8 protein-coding genes are annotated in these 19025 nt (G+C 69.2%); 2 read left to right on the top strand and 6 right to left on the bottom strand.

Translation table 11 applies throughout. The annotated features are described in order from the left end of the window. Positions 1-18 precede the first annotated feature (18 nt). The gene (locus Srubr_RS17980) at positions 19-6045 is read left to right on the top strand and encodes a hypothetical protein (RefSeq protein ID WP_189989678.1); all 6027 of its coding nucleotides are present in this window, start codon (positions 19-21) and stop codon (positions 6043-6045) included. Positions 6046-6930: 885 nt separating this feature from the next. Then, positions 6931-8592: an N-6 DNA methylase gene (locus Srubr_RS17975; protein ID WP_189989676.1), complete on the top strand. Its 1662-nt coding sequence runs from the start codon at positions 6931-6933 to the stop codon at positions 8590-8592. 12 nt (positions 8593-8604) lie between these two features. Here the strand turns inward: Srubr_RS17975 and Srubr_RS17970 are convergent, their stop codons facing one another. From Srubr_RS17970 to Srubr_RS17945, 6 genes are all read right to left on the bottom strand, one after another. Further along, a complete protein-coding gene (locus tag Srubr_RS17970; RefSeq protein WP_189989674.1) occupies positions 8605-10734 on the bottom strand; it encodes a UvrD-helicase domain-containing protein in 2130 nt (709 codons plus the stop codon). Positions 10735-10774: 40 nt separating this feature from the next. Continuing rightward, positions 10775-11986, bottom strand: coding sequence for an McrC family protein (locus Srubr_RS17965; protein ID WP_189989672.1), 1212 nt, complete (start codon positions 11984-11986; stop codon positions 10775-10777). Next, positions 11983-13800 carry a DUF4357 domain-containing protein gene (locus Srubr_RS17960; RefSeq protein ID WP_189989671.1) on the bottom strand — a complete coding sequence of 606 codons (1818 nt, stop codon included), beginning with the start codon at positions 13798-13800 and terminating at the stop codon, positions 11983-11985. Before Srubr_RS17960 ends, Srubr_RS17965 begins: the two co-directional genes overlap by 4 nt. A 72-nt stretch (positions 13801-13872) precedes the next feature. Further along, positions 13873-15144: a hypothetical protein gene (locus tag Srubr_RS40810; RefSeq protein WP_229926408.1), complete on the bottom strand. Its 1272-nt coding sequence runs from the start codon at positions 15142-15144 to the stop codon at positions 13873-13875. A gap of 70 nt (positions 15145-15214) precedes the next feature. Then, the gene (locus tag Srubr_RS17950) at positions 15215-17056 is read right to left on the bottom strand and encodes a UvrD-helicase domain-containing protein (protein WP_189989670.1); all 1842 of its coding nucleotides are present in this window, start codon (positions 17054-17056) and stop codon (positions 15215-15217) included. 74 nt (positions 17057-17130) lie between these two features. Next, on the bottom strand, positions 17131-19020 hold the full coding sequence (locus Srubr_RS17945; RefSeq protein ID WP_189989668.1) for an ATP-dependent nuclease: 1890 nt from the start codon (positions 19018-19020) through the stop codon (positions 17131-17133). Positions 19021-19025: the final 5 nt, after the last annotated feature.

Genomic DNA, 19025 nt, shown 5'->3' with positions numbered 1-19025 from the left:
GAAACGGAGTGCGTGTACATGCAGGACCGCTACCGCGTCGTCACAGGGCCGCCGTGGTCCCCGCCGAGCGTCTCGGCCGAGGACCTGGAAGGCCTGGCCGCCGCGCTTAATGCCTTGGGATCACCGGCCGCCGCCGCCCTCAACGACCTGACGGCGGACATGGTGGAATTCGCCTTCAACTCCCTGCGGCCCAAGCACCGTCAGGAGTTGCTCACCAGTCTGGGCATCCGCATGTCGGCTCCTCGACGGGTAAGCAGCGCCCTCTGCCGGGACGTCCTCAGCAGGCTACGACGCCAGTCGCGGCAGCACACCTGCACATGCGGGATCAAAGGACTCACCGTCACCGTGATGAACCAGGTGGGCGACTTCGTCCTGACGCACGACGGGGAGCCGGTTCCCGACCCTGTTGCCCGGTGGGGCGTCACGCTGGTCCGGGCCACCGTGTTCGCGTGGTGCAACGCCTCCGTCACTGACGCCCACATCCTTGCCTGGGCGGCGGACCAGGACTGGTTCGGCGCGACAGCCGACGACGAGGGGGCGGCCCGGCTCGCCGCCGTTGCTGCCGCGGCGCGGCCCCTCGTGGAGGCGTACCCCGATTTCGCCCTTGAAGCGGCGGAAGACGATGGGCTGGCGCTTGCGGAGAACGGTGAACCAGGGGGCGCTGCCATCGCCGACCGGCTGGGCACCAGGGCCCCCGCACCGGAGACCGCTGCCGCGTGCGACAACACCGGGATCGCAGCGGGGACAGCTCCCGAGGAGGCATGTCGGCAGCTGGCGTCCGCCTTGGCGGGGGCTCGCCAGGCCGCGGAGAAGGTCACCGACGCGGTGATGGACGGCCGCCCTCCGCAGGACGCGGACCTGGCTCCGCTCGCTGCGCTGAGCACTGTCTTCGACGACGTGGACGCGGTGTTCCGGGCCGCCGGGATCGAGGGGGTGCCTCGTCGCCTGGAGGACATGTCGCTCGCCGCACGCGCACACCGGACAGCGCAGGAGCGTGACCTCCAGGCCCGCGAGCCGCTGCGGGAACTGCTGGATGTCGCCTGTCGCCCGGATAGCTCTGCCGCTGCCGCCGCCGCCGCTGAGGCCGTGCGCGGCGCGGCCAGCCGCCTGCTGGACCTGCCGGTGTGGGAAGAGCCGCAACGGGAGGAGAGCGCCGCGCTTGCCGCCCTGGCCCGGCTCATCAGGTTGGGACGACAGGCGGATGCCGCGACGGAGATCCTGGCACTGCAGGTGCAGGTCGTACGGGTCCTGCCCACGTGCGCCATGGCGGTGCTCATCGCTCCCGAGCTGACGCTGGACCAGCTGGTGGACGGTGATCCGCACCCTGCCGGGATCGACGACGCGCACGGCACCGCTGAGCACGCCGACGCCGAGACGACCGCAGGACCCGGAACCGTGCAGTCGGCCGCACCGACCGAGGCGATCGCGCTCCAGCCCGCCGCCGAGCCGGAAGCCACGACGACCGCCGAGCCGCTTCACGCCCCTGACGCAGACTCCGCGCCGGCCGCCGACAGCGACTCGGCGCCCGCTACGTCGGCTGACGTGCCTGTCCAGGCATCCGCCGCACCGACGCCTTCTCCCGTGCAGGACACACCCGTCCGGGAAGCGGCCCAGGCGGCGGACGACGCCACCGATGAGGCCGCGATCGAGGGGGTATTGGCGCAGCTGGTCGTGGAGCGGCGCTTCGGACTCGCCCACCATGTGGCGCGGGCCGCTGGCCACCCCGAGCCCCAGGTGGCGGCGATCCGCCTAGCCGCTGCCGCCGCGCTGCTCACCTCCGGGGACAGCCAGAGTGCCCGGCTGACGGCGGACCTGCTCCAGAAGTACGGCGGATACGCGGGCCAGGACAGCGAGGGCAGCGAACTCCTCCTGCTCCCTGCCCTGCTGCGTACCGCGCTGATCACCGGCGACCACACTGCGGGCGCTCAGCTCAAGGCACTGGTGCCCCGGCTCCCGGACCGGCTGGGGGAAGCGGCGACCGCCGTTGCCGACCGTGCCCTCAGCGGCGCCTTGTTGAGTGCCTCTCCACTGGTCGCCGACGTCTCTGAGGCGGAGGCTCGACTGCGTGAGCTGCGCGAGCAGAGCCGTGTCCTGCTCGCGCCGCAGCGGCTGCGGTTCGCACGGGCGACGGAGATCGCCAAGCGCTGGCTCGCCCCCGACGACGGGATGCTCGGATCGCTGCTCACGACCGTCGTCGGTGACGACCGCCACGCGCTGCAGCAGGTGCGGGAGCAGGCCGATCGGCTGTCGAAACTGGCCGAGGTCAACAGCGAGATCGACCGCATGGACCGCAGGTACCGCTCGTCCAGCGGCAAGCCGCTCCAGGGTTCCGGGCGGCAGGACCTGGTGCATCTCGTGGAGCGGGCCGTCAGCTTGGTCAAGGAGTGGTGTCTGGCGGTCGACGGCACCCGTCGCGGCGACCGTTCCGACGGCAGCCGGGCGGTCAAGGAGATCTCCTCCCTGCGCCAGTCCCTGCTGGACGGCAGGGAAGCGGCGCTGGGGGAACTGGAGCGGTTGACGCGGCGCCCGGATGCCCTCTCGGGCGCGATGGCTTGGGCCGCCCACGCCTCGATGGAGGAGCTGTTCGCTCTGCTGGCCGGCGACACTGTGACCACGCGTTCCAACGGTTCCGTCGACCCAGCGCTCGTGCTGGACGCGGAGCTGCTGAAGGTGTGTGACACCCGTGACGAACGGCCGTCCCCCGACGAACTGCTGACCGCGGTCCACCGGAGCTGGCAGGAGGCTCTGAACGAGCGGCTCTCCCACGACGCGTTTACTGCGGCCCGTGACATCGTCGAGCTGGCCGGACGAGGGCTGCTGCCGGCCGCCGGGGCGTCGGAGTTCGTTCCGCCCGCGAAAGCCGAGATCGACGACAGGGAGAATGCCCGGCGTGCGCAGTTGCGGAAGGTACACGACGCACTCGTCGCCGAGCTGCACCGTGCGCAGGCCGATGGCGCCGTGACCGAGGACCAGGACCTCGGTCTTCAGGAGCTGCTCGCCGACGCCCACAACCGTCTCGAAAGCGCCGACCAACACGACCTGCTGCACGTGCGGCGGGCGCTTGACACGGTACGGAGTGGCCTGCCGACCTTCCGGGAGCAGGCGGCGGACCGGATCCGGGCTCGGCTCGACGTCCTGGACCCCTCCGTGGAGGAGCGGGCCCAGGTCCTACGGCGCCTGGAGACGAACGACCTGGCCACCGCTGCCGACCTCGTCTACTTCCTCGAGATCGGCGAACCGGTCCCGGAGATCGAGGGCGGCGAGTCCCATCTGACCGAGTTCTTCCCGGCCGTGCCCGAGGGCCTGCCCGCAGGGATCGACCATGAGCTCGTCGAGCTGGTGCGGTCCGGCGGCAAGCATCCGATGGTCCCCGTCCTGGACTACGGCGGCCTCTCCACCGACGAGGCGGCGCTGGCGGCCGACGCGCTCGACGAGTGGCGCGCGCTTGCCGCCACCGAACGGAAGGACCGGCTCCAGGTGGCTCCGACGCGGCAGGTGCCGCCTCTCCTCAAGCTCCTCGGCTACGACGCCAAGAGCGCCAGGCCGCTGGACGACCGATCCCAGCACCGGCGGGAATACCGTCTCTTCGAAGCGACCGGCGTGGAGATCAACGGCAGGGCGAAGGCGCCCGCGTTCGGCTCACAGATCAAAGAGCAGGGCGGCAACCTGCCGGTGATGATGGTCTGGGGCAGGCCGCCCGCCAAGGTCGTCATGAGCTGGGCGGAGCGGGACACCAGCGGAGCGAGCCTTCTCATCATCTACTTCGGCACGTTGAGCCGTGAGGCCCGAGTCGAACTCGCCGCTGGGTCCGACCGGTTGCAGCCGCTTCTCGTGGTGGACGACGCGGCCCTCGCCTATCTCGCGGCCCGCGGCAACCGCCAGGTCAGCGCCACCACCCAGACTCTGCTGCCCTTCTCCGGCGTCAACCCGTACATCAGGGAGAAGCGCGGCAGGATCGGCGGCGAGATGTTCTACGGTCGCGACGCCGAACGCAAGAGCATCCTCGACCCGCGCGGCACCCAGGTCATCTACGGCGGCCGGGGCCTAGGCAAATCGGCGCTGCTCGCCGATGCCGGGGAACTGTTCACGGAGCAGCGACCCGGCTATCACCAGACGGTGTATGTCAACCTCGACCAGGAGAACATCGGCAAGGGCAGCTCGCGCGGGCCGGAGGCGCTGTGGAGTGTCCTGCTGAGGGAGCTGACCGTGGCACAGGTACTCGATGACCGGCCACAGGGGCGCGGAAAGCGACAGGAGACCTCAGAGCGGGTGCGCGCCGGCATCCGGAGCTGGCTGAACGGGGACTCCCGTCGCCGACTGCTGATCCTGCTCGACGAGTGCGACCAGTTCTTCGAGGCCGACGCCCCGCGGTTCGATCAGACCAAGAAGCTCAAGGGCCTCGGGTCCGACACCAAGGACGCCGCGAAGGTCGTCTTCGCAGGACTGCACTCCGTGCAGCGCTTCTCCAAGCTCGCGAGCAACGGGCCGTTCGGCCACCTCGCTCAGACCCCGAAGGTGATCGGCCCGCTGGCTCCTCAGTCGGCTGCAGAGCTGCTGGTCGAGCCTATGCGGGCGCTCGGGTTCGAGTTCAAGGACCTGGATCTTGTCAACCGTGTGCTCGGCTACTGCTCGTACCAGCCGTTCCTGCTGCAGATGTTCGGGCACCGGCTGGTCGAGCTGATGCACCGCAAGCGGACGCGACGCGGCGCCGGGGAACCCCCTTACGAGGTGGAGGTGACCGACATTGAGATCGTGGAGTCGGACGCCGCACTCCGGGACGGCATCTCGGCGGCCTTCAAGGACACGCTGAGCCTCGACCACCGCTACGACGTGATCGCCAATGTGCTGGCGTACCACGCCCGCCATCACGGCCTGGAGGTGCGGCTGAGCGACACCGAGTTGCGCGAGGAGTGCGAGACGTACTGGCGCAAGGGGTTCGAACAGCTCGACACCGAGGGTTTCCGCGCCTATCTCTCCGAGATGGTGGGTCTCGGTATCCTCGCGCCCAACCACGACGGACTGGGCTGGCATCTGCGCGGTCCCAACGCCCTGCGCATGATCGGTACCTCCCACGAGGTCGAGGCACGTCTGCTTAGGGCCGAACAGGACTGTGAACTGCAGGAGAGCATCGTGCAGGAGGGCCGCCCCGAGTTCACCGACGGCCGGCCGGCTCCGCTGACCAACACCCAGCTCGACGACCTCCTGGGCGAGCGGTCCAACCGGACCCGAGTCGTCCTCGGCAGCACCGCCACCGGAGTCACCGACGTCGCCCGGACCCTGCGTACGATCGCTGAACCGATCGACGGCTGGACGCTGCCACCCGTGGGCAAGCCCAGCGTCTACAAACAGGAACTCACCGGCGGACGCCCCCGAGAACGACGGGTCGTCATCAGCGACTTCGTCAACTACCGTGAACCGGTCCGGCCCGAGACCTGCCGCGAAGCACTCGACCTGGCCGAGACGCTGCTGCCCGTCACTCCGGGGGTCACCCGCGCGGTCGTCCTCGTCACCGACCCCGCTCAGCTCGCCTTGTGGCGCTCCTTGCTGACGGGAACCGAACCTACCTCGGCCGCCCCGGTGGTGCTGCGTAGGCATGACCACCGCAGTCTGCGCGGCTGGGCCCAGCGCATCAACATGTTCCACACGGAAGACCGTCTGGACCGTCTCTACGAACTGACGGGCGGATGGCCGCTCTTGGTGAACCGGGCCCACCATCTGCACGAGGAATTGGGCGACCCCGACGAAGTGTTGCGCCGTCTGGCCGACCTCCGCGCGGACCGGGCCGAGGCCCGCGCATTCGCCGAGGCGACCGGCGTGTACGCGGATCCGCTGCTGGCCGCCGGATACCGGGCCCTAAACGACGAGTTCAAGGACGACCTCTTCGACCTGGAAGGCGCGGTGACCGCCATCGCACTCAAGATCGATGACGAGGACGAGGCAGGGTGGACGGTCAACTGTCTTGACGCCCTCCAGGTTTTCGACCGCCAGGACACCCAGCTGCGCCTGGAACCGGTGCTCCGGGAGTGCGTGGCGCTCAACGGGTAACAGAGCCACACGTGAATCGTGACCGGACATGGCCGTAGAGATCGCGGGCATGCCGGTCGCGGTTCTGCAGGGGGCGGCCTGTTGCGCCGACGAGAGCGGGGCAAGCCGAAGCGAAACCAGGAACCCTGCAGGCCGCGCGACCTCATCCGTGCTGCTCAGATGGAACAGACTGTCGCACCCAAATCATCCCGAGGGATGCGCCTCTCTCTCGCCCGCGAGGCCGGGTAGCCCGACACCGACCAGGCACTGTCCGCCGTGACGCTCGTTTGACGCTCTGTGCGCCCTCAGGCTGCACAGCGAGCCGAGAAAACGCCTCTGACCTGGCCTTTCCTGTGACGCCCCCAGGCCGACATCTTTCCGATGACGCATCATGTGGAGTGCGTGGCGATCCTGGAGCCTGCCGAAAAGGGTCGCTGACCTGTTGGTTCTTCTGATTTCCGAGTTTCGGGCGAGTCAGGTCGACTTGTTTTCCTGAGTGCACAACGTGAACCTGGCCCGCGCTCCTGGTACCCCGCTGACCTGCCGTTTCACGAGGTGCGCGTAGGTGAGGGACACGCCTCATCTGTCCAGGCACGCGCGGCCGCAGGTTATCTTGACGCTCAGGTGACGCCCGTACTGACGCCCTGTCAGCGATGCTGCGGCCGGACGAGGACGGCGCGCAGCTTCGGCGGACGACTCAAGGCATTCCCGTACTGATGACCTGCGCATGGCAGGAGTTGGCGTTCCACTCCACACACAGTCGGAGTGATGACTACGTGCCCCGCGTCACGTCGGTGGACGGCATCGGCTGCATTCGTCGAATGGTCCACACGTCTTTGCATGTTTGTTGACGACGTCAACGAGTGGCTCTTGGAAAGGAGGGACGGCTCTGTGTACGGTGGGCGCATGTCAGAAACGCCCGCTCACCAGGCCGGACCATTGGTCACGGGCTCGGAGATCGCCCGGCTTGCGGGCGTCACCCGTGCTGCTGTCTCCAACTGGCGACGGCGTTACGACGACTTTCCCGCGCCCGTCAGCAGTGGCGCGGGCAGCCCGGTCTTCGCGCTTGCCGAGGTGCAGGCCTGGCTGGACAGGCAGCGTAAGGGGCATGACGTCGCGGAGGACGTGCAGCTGTGGCAAGCGTTGCGCGGTGCCTACGGCGACGACATGCTCGGCGCGCTCGCTGACGCGGCTCGACTGCTGTCCGACCCGGTGGGCGAAGTGCCCAGCGCTCTGCCGTCGGACGCTGTCCGGCTGCTCCGCGCCGCGGCGGAGCGGGACGCGGGAGGAGCGATGGCGGATGCTCTTGCCGAGCGCTTCACTGACTCCGTCCGCCGTGCCGGATCCGATCTGGCGACCTCACCGCGCATCGTTCGTGCCGTGCGGCACCTCGTCGGGGACGTCGCAGCCGACGCGACCGTCTTCGACCCCGCCTGCGGTGTCGCAACGTTGCTTCTGGCCGTCGGGGCCGAACAGGGAACGCGCCGCTACGGTCAAGAGGCTGACGCACGGAGCGCTCGCTTCGCGCAGTTGCGAGCCGAGCTCACCGGTCGCACCGGAGTCGATGTCGTCGAGGGAGACTCCCTCCGTGATGATCAATGGCCGGACCTCAGAGCAGACGTGGTCGTCTGCGATCCGCCGGTGGCCGACAGCGACTGGGGGCGCGAGGAACTACTCCTCGACTCCCGTTGGGAGTTCGGCACACCGTCCCGGGCCGAAGGGGAACTCGCATGGCTGCAGCACGCCTACGCGCACACCGCGCCGGGCGGTCGCGTACTTATGGTCATGCCTGCATCAGTCGCCTACCGGAAGGCAGGCCGCCGGATCCGGGCCGAGCTCGTACGACGCGGTGTTCTGACCGAGGTCGTCGCCCTGCCGGCTGGTAGCGCGGCGTCGCACGCGCTGCCGGTGCACCTCTGGCACTTGCGCCGGCCGCGGGCACCCGGGGACGAGGCGACCAGCGTCCGCATGGTGGACCTCACCGACAATGAACCGGACGGCTCGCTGGAGCCGATGCCCAATCAGACCGTGGCCGTGCCCTTGATCGAGCTCCTCGACGACACCGTGGACCTCACCCCGGGACGCTACGTCAGGGAGTCCCATCGTGACTACGCCGCCGAGTACGACCAGGTGCGGCAAGAGCTGACGCGGCAGGCACGTCGGCTTGCCGAGCTGCTGCCTCACCTGATCGGTGAGGGGGGAGTCGGAGTTCTGGACGGCCCGTCCGTCAGCGTCGCCGATCTCGCGCGTGCAGGACTCGTGGAATACGGGGAATCGGAGCCGGTCTCCGTCAGCGACCAGCTCGACACCGACTTCCTCCAGGGCTTCCTGCGCAGCACCGCGAACACGCGCCGCTCCACCAGTGCCAGCGGCACGTACCGGTTCGACACGAAGGGCGCCCGCATTCCCCAGATGGCTATCGCCGAACAGCGCCGCTACGGTGCCGCGTTCCGGGCGCTGCGGGAATTCGAGGAGCTGACACGAAGGATGGCGGAGCTGAGCAAAGAGGCCGCCACGCTGGCGCGGGACGGCCTGAGCAGCGGTGCCCTGGCACCTCCCCCCGATTGACCGACGGCTGACTCAGCGTGGCAGGAAGGGACTGGGCTGACCGCTCCATGACACCGCCAGGGCCTCCCGTGCCCGGGTGCACGCCACGAACAGCAGGCAGCGCTCTCGCAGCAGATCCGATTCATGCTGCAAGGGGTCCACGGAGGCCGGGGTGACCTCACGAGTGAAGGGCACCGCACCCGCGGTCACCCCGAGGACGGCCACGCAGCGGAACTCCAGTCCCTTCATGGCGTGCATGGTGGCCAACCGCACGCCTTCCACCTGCGCCCCCGGGGTGTCCCTGACGCGCGCCACCGGGACTCCGGCCGCGGACAGCTTGTCGTACGCCTTGTCCAGCAGCACGTTGAAGCGGGCACACACACCGATCTCTGACGGCCGGACGCCCTGTGCGATCCACCCCTGCACTCGCTCGACCAGCGCGGCGACCTCGGCGTGCTCCGAACCGTGCCCTTCGGCCTGCGGCCGGCGTCCGTGCAGGAGCGAGCGATAGCCCGCGAGGGAGTCACTGCCGTCACCGGCCAGATCCTCGATGGTGACGGGGCGCAGAATCCCCGTCGACCAGGAAAGGATCTCCTCCGTGCTGCGGTAGTTGACGCGCAGCCGGTGGGTGCGCCCCGTCACCGAGATACCCAGGGAGCCGAGCGACACCTTGGAGTCGTAGATCCGCTGGTGCGGGTCGCCCGTGATGAACAGGTCGTCGCTGCCGGGTGGCACAGCGCTCCGCAGGACGCGCCACTGCGCGGGGTGCAGATCCTGGGCCTCGTCCACGACCACGTGGTCGTGCGTGGGGGAGGACGCGGCGAGCAGCTCGGCCGCACGCGCGCATATCCGCAGGTGTGTGGTGGCCTTCTGATCACGCAGCATCGACTCGAACAATTCGATGGCGGGCCAGAGCTGTTCCCGCCGCGCGGGCGACAGGGCGCTGCCTCGGCCACGCCGTGCGGCGGCACGGTAGGCGTCCCGGCTCCGTAGATCCTGGGCGAGGATGACGTGCCGGTACTCCTGTGCCAGGAATTGCTCCGTCCAAGGCAGTCCGAGCTTCTTCACCACCCGCTGCCACACCTGCCGCTCCTCCCGGTCGCCGATGGGGGAGGGCACCTTGCCGTCGAAGCGGCTCACGATGCCGTGGGCGTAGGCGTTGACCGTAGTCACGTCGACGCGCGCGAGCAGTGAGGCGTTGCCGTCCAGCAGGACGGACAGGTTCTCCCGCAAGGACGCTGCCAGGGCGCCGGTGAAGGTGGTGAGAAGGACCCGTGTGTCGGGGGAGCGGGTGAGCAGGTGCTTGACCCGATGCAGTGCCGCGACCGTCTTGCCGGTGCCGGGGCCACCGGTGACCTGCACCGGCCCGCCGTACGAGATCCGATAGGCGAGGCGGCGCTGCGAGGGGTGCAGGAACACCCGCCAGGCCGCGAACGGCTTCTCGAGGACGTCGGCGAGTTCCTCCGGGCCGGTGACCAGCGTGATGCGGCTCGCGGTGTTCGCGATGGCGACGGCCAGGCTCTCGTCCGGGTCGGGACCGGCGTCGAAAGGCTGCCGTACGGCGACGACGTCCCGGTACACCTCCTCCGGGCTGAAGCCCTCGGCCAGGTACTGGAGCACCTCGCACTGGTCCTCCGGCAACAGTGTCTCGAACGCCCGTAGCTGTGCCTTGTCCACAATGGTCCGCGCTGCCCTGAGCACCTGGTCGTCGATGCCGAGTTCGCGCAGCACGGTGTCCGAATACTTGGCGAAGAGCAGCGAGTCGGCTGCCGCGGTGGCCTTCTCCAGGGCGGGGGTGAGCTCTTCGATCGCGACCACGTTGCGGACCTCCAGGGCCCGGGTGGCGGAGTTCGTCGTGTACAGCCGCTTCGCCGCCCACGCGTACGCCTCGTCGTGGGGGACGACGTTGACCAGGAGGAACACGTCGCTGCCGTCGTCGGGGGCGAGCACGACACCGCGCCAGAAGTCGTTGATGCGGATGGTGCGCATGCGTGGGTCGCGTGCGTTCTCCACGGACTCCAGGTGCAGTCCCTTGTCTGCGTGCAGCTCGGGGACGGTGAGCTGCTGGAACTTTTGCATGGCCTTGCGTACGCCGGCCCTGACGGGCTTTTCCAGGACGTCGTAGCTCTCCCAGAAACTGCTGGCGAACGCGAGCTGCGGCATGAGGTGAACTCCCCACCCTCAAAGGACACTCCGCGGTCGATCATACGCGCGGGGTGTCCACCAGGCGGGCGGCCAGCGTCCGGACGTCCCGCAGCAGCCCGGCGGGATCCTGGTCCAGGTCGAGGGCATGCTGGTGGATGACGATGCCGGCGTGGCGGACCGTGTGGGCGGCGTGCGACGCGTTGCCCCTGGCGTACACCAGATGTCCCTCGGACAGGCCGAGAGCGGTGCAGTACGCGAGCATCTGATACAGGTCGGCGTCCGGGAACCCCTCCCGCTTCTCCGCTTTGTACTTGGCGTCCACGACGGCACACACCGCGCCGTCCGGTCCGTACAGCACCAGGTCGGGCCTCATGCGGATCGCGGCGGCCTCGTCGAGGTGGTGCGGATCCTGGAGGCGAGCCGACTGTCCGTGAGCGCGGCAGGCGTCCCGCAGTGCGACCGTCACGAAGTCCTCGAAGAGCTTGTTCATGTCGAACAGGAACCCGTCGACGCGCAGTCCGCCGACGGCATGCTCGACCGACGTGTCGTCGAGAACCGCCTGCGCCAGACGGAGGGCGTGGTGGTACCGGGAGTTGAGGCGTGTGGGCTGCCACTTAGGGAGTGGTTGCCCGCGTACCAGCAGGTCCGCGTCGGCGAGCCGGGCGCGCTGGTGGAGGAGTCTGCGGCGTACGCCGGCCGGCACGCCGGGCAGCCGCAGCAGGCGCTCCACGGCCGCGCGCAGGATGCGGTTCTCGGCGATGTCGGTGGTGAACTCGTCGTACCCGATCTCGACCGGCAGTACGGTGCCGAACCGCCGCCGTATCTGCTCGGACTCCCGGATACGGCCACGCACGACGAGAGAGGCTTCCTCTGTGGCTCTGTACCCCTGGAGCAGCCCTTGCCGCAGCGCCCGGTCCATCTGCCGCTCCACGGCATGGGCGAGCGCGGGCAGCAGGTCGTGATGCCCTGCCGCCTCCACATCTCCCTCCCGCCAGATCCGTTTTTGGTCGAGAGCGAAACCGATGAGGAAGAACAGACGGGCGATGGGCACCTTGGGCGTGACGCGCACGGTGACCGGCGCGTCGATGCCCGGCACCGCGAAGGCCACCGCACCCACCTTGCTGCCCGCTCGCAGTGACCAGTGGCCGGGAGTGTAGGGATCCGGGACCGCGTCCACCATCTCGCCTGCCGCCAGCGCACGTCCGACTGCGTCCGGGAGAGGGACGGAACGGGCCGGGGCGTGCTCGATGAGCTCGACGACCAGACTCACCCGAGCGACTCCCGCAACGCGGCCAGCCCGTACCGCTTCTCGATGTCCACGCCCTCGCCGTAGTGGTGTTCCTCCAGCAGCGGCAGGATCTTGGTCCGCCAGGTCCGCTCCAGTCCGCCCTCCCGGTATACCGCCTTCTTCATGAGATACGACGGCCCGATGCGGAAGTCCGCTTCCTCGATGCGGGAGTTGAGCGCGTCGAGCAGGTCGGCCGGCTCGCTGTCGCGGCCCTCGCGCGCGAGCCAGCGGCGCAGCAGACCGCTCGTCGGCTCGGTACGCGGAGAAAGCTCGACGAAGGCGAAGCGTCGGCGCATGGCCGCGTCGACGAGGGCGATCGAGCGGTCGGCGGTGTTCATGGTGCCGATCACGAACAGATTGGGCGGCAGGGCGAAGTCGTCACCGGAGTAGGTGAGCCGTACGGACTTGTTCCTGTATTCCAGCAGGAAGTAGAGCTCGCCGAAGACCTTCGCCAGGTTGGCACGGTTGATCTCGTCGATGATCAGGAAGTGCGGGACGTGGCGGTTGCCCTCCCGGGAGGCCAGATCGGCCAGTTCGCGCAGCGGACCGGCGGTGAGCCGGAAGGCGACCTCTCGTGTGTGCGGGTCCTCCTGGGGGCGGAAGCCCTCGAAGAAGTCCTCGTACGCGTACGAGGGGTGGAACTGCACGAGTTTCACCTGCTCCGGACCGCCGCCGAGGAACTCGGCGAGTCTGAGGGCCAGGTACGTCTTGCCGGTGCCGGGCGGGCCGTAGAGCACCAGCTGGCGCTCGTCCCAGAGCAGATCGCGTACGTCCCGGAGCCAGTCGACGTCGTGCACGAGGAGTTCGTCGGCAAGCTCGTCCGTCGGGACGGGCAGCTCGAGTTCCCGGCGGGCGGTGAGGGCGGGGATCTCCACGCTCGGGTCCCGGTCGGCCGCCTCGGCCTCCTCGATCAGGTCCTCGTCGCTTATCCCCAGTCCGTCCAGAATGTCTTTGACGGAGGTCAGGTCGATCACGTCGTGCTGGGCGGAGAGCTTCTGCTGGAGCGCCTCCGGCACGTCCTCGTACGGGTGCCCCTGCTCCGCCCAGTCCACCGGCCGACGCAGGTCGGACCGGCCGTCCTCGGAGGCGAGCTGTTCGGCATCGCCCGTGATCTTGCCCACGTAGATGCGGCCGCCGGAGATGGTGCACATGGTGTCGCCGGGCCTCATCCGGGAGAGGAACATGTGCAGTTCCTCGACCAGCTGGACCTTCTGGTTGTACGTCGCCGTGGAGGCGTAGTCCTCCTCCACGGCGGCCCGCAGCCGATCCTTGCTGACCCCCTGCTCCACGCCCTGACGAAGGTGCCGGGCCTGAAGCGTCACCAGCCCTTCGGGCAGCCACATCCGGCGGACGAGATCGAGGCCCGACACGTTGGAGCCGCGCACCAGCCAGGCACGGTTGGGGCCCCACCACACCTGGTCGAGGTAGTCGGAGAGGGGGTGTCCGTCGGCAGACTTCCACTCCAGCCAGCCGTTGGCGCTGCGGCCGACCAGGATCTCCGCCGCGGCCGACGGCGAGTTGCACTCGACGTCCTGCGTGACCTCCAGCCAGCCGGGCCAGGTGGCCGACTGCGTGAGGACCCCGTCCTCGATCAGCCGCTGTCTCAGCCGGTACGACGACGGCATACGAACGGGAAACGACGGTACGACCTCCGGCCTCCCGGGCGACCCGGCCAGGACGACGAACTTCTGGCTGCCGTTCGTCCCCTTGTCGGTCAGCAGCCGTCCTCGGGCCTCGGGGCCTCCGTTGGGCAGTCGCAACCGGAACTCCGGGTACTGCGTGCTGTCGGCGGCCATCCTCACCACTTCCCCCCACCTGCACATCGCGTTCACCGGAAACGATAGAGGCCACCACTGACAACGGACGGCTCACCAGGGCTCCAACTCGCGACGGACCGGATCCTTGCGGGGCAGAAGAGCCTCATAAGCGCGGGTGTTCTCGGACGACAACTCACCGGTTGTGCGATCCAGGTAGAAGGCGAACGCCTTGGCCTGATCGGCGAAGTCGGCGGCAGGACGTGTGAGACCGGTCCCGGTGATCACGATCAGTCGCTTGGGGACCTCCTCGCCGGCCGCCGCGGCGCGGCCGTTCAACTTCTCAACGTCCGAGGTCGACAGGGACTTACGGCCGCTGTGCCAGACGATGTGGAACGTGTCCGACTCGACGGGGCTGTCGGTGTCTCCTTCCCGGAGGTCCGCGAAGCCCAAGTCGGTGAGCTGTTCAAGGACCGCTTCCGCAACCTCTGACGCGCTGAGAGACGCGGTATCGCCCTGACGCGCCGGATCCTCGCCGGCGTCCCAGAGTTCGCGGAGCCCCGCGAACCAGACGGGTACGGTCTCCTCTTCGACAGGCTCCGCGAACAGCGGTTCCTGGTGTGCCGACAACGTTGCTGCGCGGAGTGGCACGTCGGGCCGCGCAGGCTGCCACGCCGGCTCGGCGTCCCAGGCCTGCGGACCTCGGCACAGCAACTCCGCGATCTCGGGCACCGAGACCTTCGCACGGGGCATGCCCGGTACGGGAGAGGACCGGCCGCGTAGACACCAGCCGAGGTCGATACGGCTCCAGCCGTCCCAGGCAGAGCTGTGCACGTCCACCGTCCAGCCAAGGCTGGGCTTGAGCGACACACGGGCGAAGGCGTCGGGGAGCGCGGCTTCCACGATCGCTTCGGCCCGCCCGCCGGCCACCACGTCGAGCTTCGGCGCGTGCCGCGGACCGTAGGGGAAGTACCGGTTGCTCGCGGCCACCCGCAGCACCTGTACGCCATGGGCGTCCAGGAGGTCGGCCAGCTCGGTCGCCTCTGAGGGGTTACTCTCGTGCCAGCGCCACGGTGAGGCGACGGGCCGGCCCGCAAGGTAGGCCGAGGCCACGGCGTGCAGGGCGTCCACCAGCACCTCGTCGGGTGTGTGGACCGGCCAGACGGAAGGCTCGCTGTTCAGCTCCGGGTCGATGATCGCCCAGACGATCGCGTGCCCCATGCGGACGTTGGCCAGGCCCACCGATTGCCTGTCGTTCACCGCTACCTTCAGCAGCATCCGCCCGTCCGTATCGTCGAAACGGACTCGGTCGGCCAGCTCGGGATGGCGCTCGCACAGGGCTCGCTCCAGGGTCTGGAAATGCAGATGTCTGCCGAAGGAGGCCACAACGTCAGCAGGTGGAAAGGGCAAGAGGACGTGCTCCTTTCGAGAGAGGACGGGGAGTCGTCCGGTGCGATCAGGATGCTCGGTCGAGGGTAGGCGGTCGCCCGGTGCCGGTGTGCACCGGCGGCAGCATGATCTGTTCGCCGCTCTTGTCGTGAAGGGCGCGGTACGGGATGCCTCGTTCGAGGAGAAGGGACCTCACGGCGGGCAGATGGCTGTCGCTCAGTGCGAGCGCGACGAGTCGGCGGGCTCGTGTGATCGCGACGTACAGCACCCGCAGCGCCTCGGCCGTCTCGGGGTCGTCCCCCGGCCCGCTTCCCGTCGTCCATGCCTCGATCAGCCGGTCCGAGCGGTGGGATTCCTTGCCCCTGCCGACGGGCGGGACGACGACCAGGACAGCATCGGCTTCCTGGCCCTTGACCCCGTGCACCGTACCGGCCCGGCCGACAGCGGTCCGGGCGGAGTCGGGATCGCCGAATCCCACCAGTTCCCAGGCCGCGGCCTCGCCGCGCCTGCTCGGATAGGCGCGCTGGGTCTTCGGCTCGATGCCGAGCCGCCTTGCCTCCTCCTGGAGCGCTCTGCACGCCGCACGGCTCCAGTCACGTGCCGGGGTGCTCAGGGGCGGGAGCTTCCTGACCAACGACTGCTGGACCAACCGCAGTTCGAGTTCGGTGAGGCGGTGGCGGGCGAGGCCGACCGGTTCCGGTGCGTCGGGTGGTTCTCCGTACCAGTGGTCCAGTACGGCCTCACGCAGCGCCCTTCCGGCCAGCTCCTGCCGCCGGGTCGACGCACCCGGTGAACGCAGCACGGCCGTCGCCCAGACGAGACGGTCGAGCCTGGCCGTCGGCACGTCCCGGGTTCCGGTCATCCCTTTGGGCAGGACGGAGTTGGCGTGAGCGACCACCAGCCGCTGCTGCGCGGGTATGTCGAGCAGTCCCGCCTCCCGGCCGAAGTCGCCGATCCATTCCGCTTCTCTGCGACCAGTGGTGGGGATGAGTACGACCGGAGTCGCCTCGGCGTGGTAGCGGCCGGTCGCGATGTCGCGTGGCGCGTCAGAGGTGCGTACGGTGTGGGCGAGGTCGCAGATGATCTGCGTACTGCGCCAGTTGTGCCTCAACCGGTGGTCCGGCGCCGCGGCGAGGGCCGGCGTGGGCCGGTTGCCGCCCGGCAGCCGGCGGTTGTCGCGGAAGCCGTAGATGCTCTGGTCGGGATCGCCGACGAGCAGCAGGGGCACACCGGCCTCACGGATCAGGTCGACGAGCCGCAGATCCTCGTACGAGCAGTCCTGAGCCTCGTCGATGACGATCTCGGCGAACCGTGTGCTCAGCACCCTGGCGATGCGGTCACGGCGGTCGCTCTTGGTCAGCAGGTACAGGGCCATGTCGCGGAGCTGGTCGCCGGACAGGTATCCCGCCTCCCACAGCTCCCGCATGGCACCGCTCGCCCATGCCGTCAGACGCGCCGCCGCGTTCGTGTCGCGGTGAAGCCTGCGGGGCAGACGGCCGGGCCTGAGCCTGGGCCTCATGATGCGTACCGTGCCCGTGTCGGCGTACTCGAAGCGGAAGTCGTCCAGGGTCACACCCTCGCGCCGGGCCTTGGGGTGATCGCTCCATGATTCGAGCCGATGCCAGGTCCTTCCGTTGACCGGTCGCACATACGGCCGTACCAAATGACGCCAGACGAAGGTGTCGAACGTGCCGATGTAGTGCGGGAATTGAGTCAGCTCCGGATGCCCCGCCTGCATACACCGCTTGCGAACCTCGGCGCCGGCCACCTTGGTGAAGGAGAGAACGGCTCGTCCCTGCCGGGGTGGCAGGGGTCGTCCGAGGTGGCGTTCCACGACGGTCCGGGTCTTGCCCGCGCCCGGACAGGCCTGCGCGCTCACCACACGCCCCGCGACGGTGTCCAGGTCCACGAGGGCACGCTGGGCGGCTTCGGCCTCAGCGCGTAGGGCGATGATGTCTCCCAGCCTCGGAAGATCGGGGTGCGTCATCGGGCCGTCGCCTCAGTGATCCAGGCCAGGGCGTCGCGCAGGTAGTCCGGGACGGCCAGTGCAGGCGCCTCGGCCGGTCGTGCGGCGGCTTCGGCGAGGAGCGCCTGGGCGAGATCTCCCTTGCGGATCTTGTTCTTGTCCTTCAACAGCTCGCTCAGCGCCTTCGCCTGTTCGTCGGGGGAGCCCTCTCCCACGGTCTTCCAGTCGTCGGCCCACCCCTTGGGACGCTGCTCCTGCCAAGCCTTCATGAGCAGGCTCCGGTTGGGCCCGCCGGCCCGGAGGATCTCGGGCTCCAGGGTGAACTCGTTGTGGAAGACGCGGGCGATGTCGCGTGCTCCCGACGCGGCGATGAGCGCGCTGAGCTTACGGATCCGGGTCTGTGCGGCCTCCACATTGGCGGAGCCGGTGTCTCCGTCGGTGATCACGGCCACGCGCCGAGCGATCCGCTGCCCGCTCTCGCTGTCCCGGTGCAGCAGGACGCGCAGGTACGGCTCGAAGTCGACGCCGTCGATCGGGACGAGTGCCGTTCCGTGGAACCGCTGGAGGCACTCGTCGGCGAGGGTGAGGCGGGCGAACTCGGGCAGCAGGATGGCCTCGGCTATGCCCTCCACCAGGAGGACCCGCTGTCCGAACAGGAGTGTGCTGCGTGTCGCGTTGAGATAGCTGCGGATCTTGTAATGATCGCGCTTGTCCAGCCCCAGACGGTGCACGGCGACCGCTGTGGTCTGGTACGACGGCCGGGACGGCGCCGCGGCCTCGGGGGCGGCCGTCGCCGCGCTGTCGGTGGCCGGCCGGGGGCGCCACGGGCGGCGCTGAAGCACGACCAGGTTCCTGGGATCGACCGCCGTGGCCACATGGGGGGAGTGCGTGGTGACGATCACCTGGACTCTGCCGAGCCAGGGGCTTCCAGGCTCCGGCTGTCGCTCGTGACTCGCGCGGGCCTCCTCCGCGAGGTGGTGGAGGAGGATGGTCTGGAGCTGCGGATGCAGATGGGCTTCGGGCTCCTCGACCAGCAACAGGGTCAGGTCGGCCTCGGCGGCGTCCTGGAGCTGGGTGAGGACGGCGGCCATGAACAGCAGGTTCGCGTAGCCGAGGCCCGATTCGGCGAGGTCTCGCGGATCGAGGCCGGCCTGCTCCATGCGGAGCCGCAGCCCTCGCGCGATCGAGCTGACGGACGCGTCCGCGAACCCGAGGTCGGCCGTCTGGGGATGTGCGCCCTCCGTGAGCCGGGTGAGCCGGGTGCGTACGGCGGCGATCGCCTGCGGAAGAGGATCGATCGCCTCGACGGCCTCGAACTGCTCGCCGACCTTCTGGAGGAACTTCTCCCGTGCTTCGTCGTCGCGCAGCAGCCTCTCGACGACGAGCTGGATGCGCCCGCCGCTGCTCGAGGCGAGTTCCCGTTGCGCATCACGCAGCGGCGGGAGGTAGAGGTGCCGGATCCTCTCGCGGGCCCTCGGCTCGGGGTCGAGGTCGGTGGTCGCGCCGTCACCCGCCCGCCAGGACATCGCGGCACGCCGGAAGCCGGTAGGCGGTGGCGTGACGGTGAGGTGGTAGCTCGCGGTCTGGTCGTCCTCGTCGAATGCCTGGCTGAACATGTCGAGATCGCCCGGGACATTGGACCGGTAACGGGCGGACAGCTCGAATGTCGTACGGCATTCCTCGGTGTGGGCACCGTCCTCGCAGCCGTCGCGGTGAAGGTCGTCGCGATCGGGGTACAGGCCGCTTCCCTTGCCGTCGAGGGGGAGAGTGAGAAGCCGGATCGCGTCCATCACGTTGGACTTGCCCGCGTTGTTCTCGCCCACCAGGACGGTGACGCCCGGCCGGAAGGAGACCGTGGTGTCTGCCGCGGACCGGAAGCCGCGCAGATGAAGTCGTTCGAGGTACATGCCTG

Origin of the sequence: Streptomyces rubradiris (assembly GCF_016860525.1) — a bacterium.
GTDB classification, from domain to species: domain Bacteria; phylum Actinomycetota; class Actinomycetes; order Streptomycetales; family Streptomycetaceae; genus Streptomyces; species Streptomyces rubradiris.
This window is presented reverse-complemented; position numbering and strand designations above follow the sequence as displayed.

What these genes read in the sequence shown, in the direction of transcription:
- Srubr_RS17980 (WP_189989678.1), top strand. Translation starts at nt 19, where the DNA reads ATGCAGGACCGCTACCGCGTCGTCACAGGGCCGCCGTGGTCCCCGCCG.
- Srubr_RS17975 (WP_189989676.1), top strand. Translation starts at nt 6,931, where the DNA reads ATGTCAGAAACGCCCGCTCACCAGGCCGGACCATTGGTCACGGGCTCG.
- Srubr_RS17970 (WP_189989674.1), bottom strand. Translation starts at nt 10,734, where the DNA reads ATGCCGCAGCTCGCGTTCGCCAGCAGTTTCTGGGAGAGCTACGACGTC.
- Srubr_RS17960 (WP_189989671.1), bottom strand. Translation starts at nt 13,800, where the DNA reads ATGGCCGCCGACAGCACGCAGTACCCGGAGTTCCGGTTGCGACTGCCC.
- Srubr_RS17945 (WP_189989668.1), bottom strand. Translation starts at nt 19,020, where the DNA reads ATGTACCTCGAACGACTTCATCTGCGCGGCTTCCGGTCCGCGGCAGAC.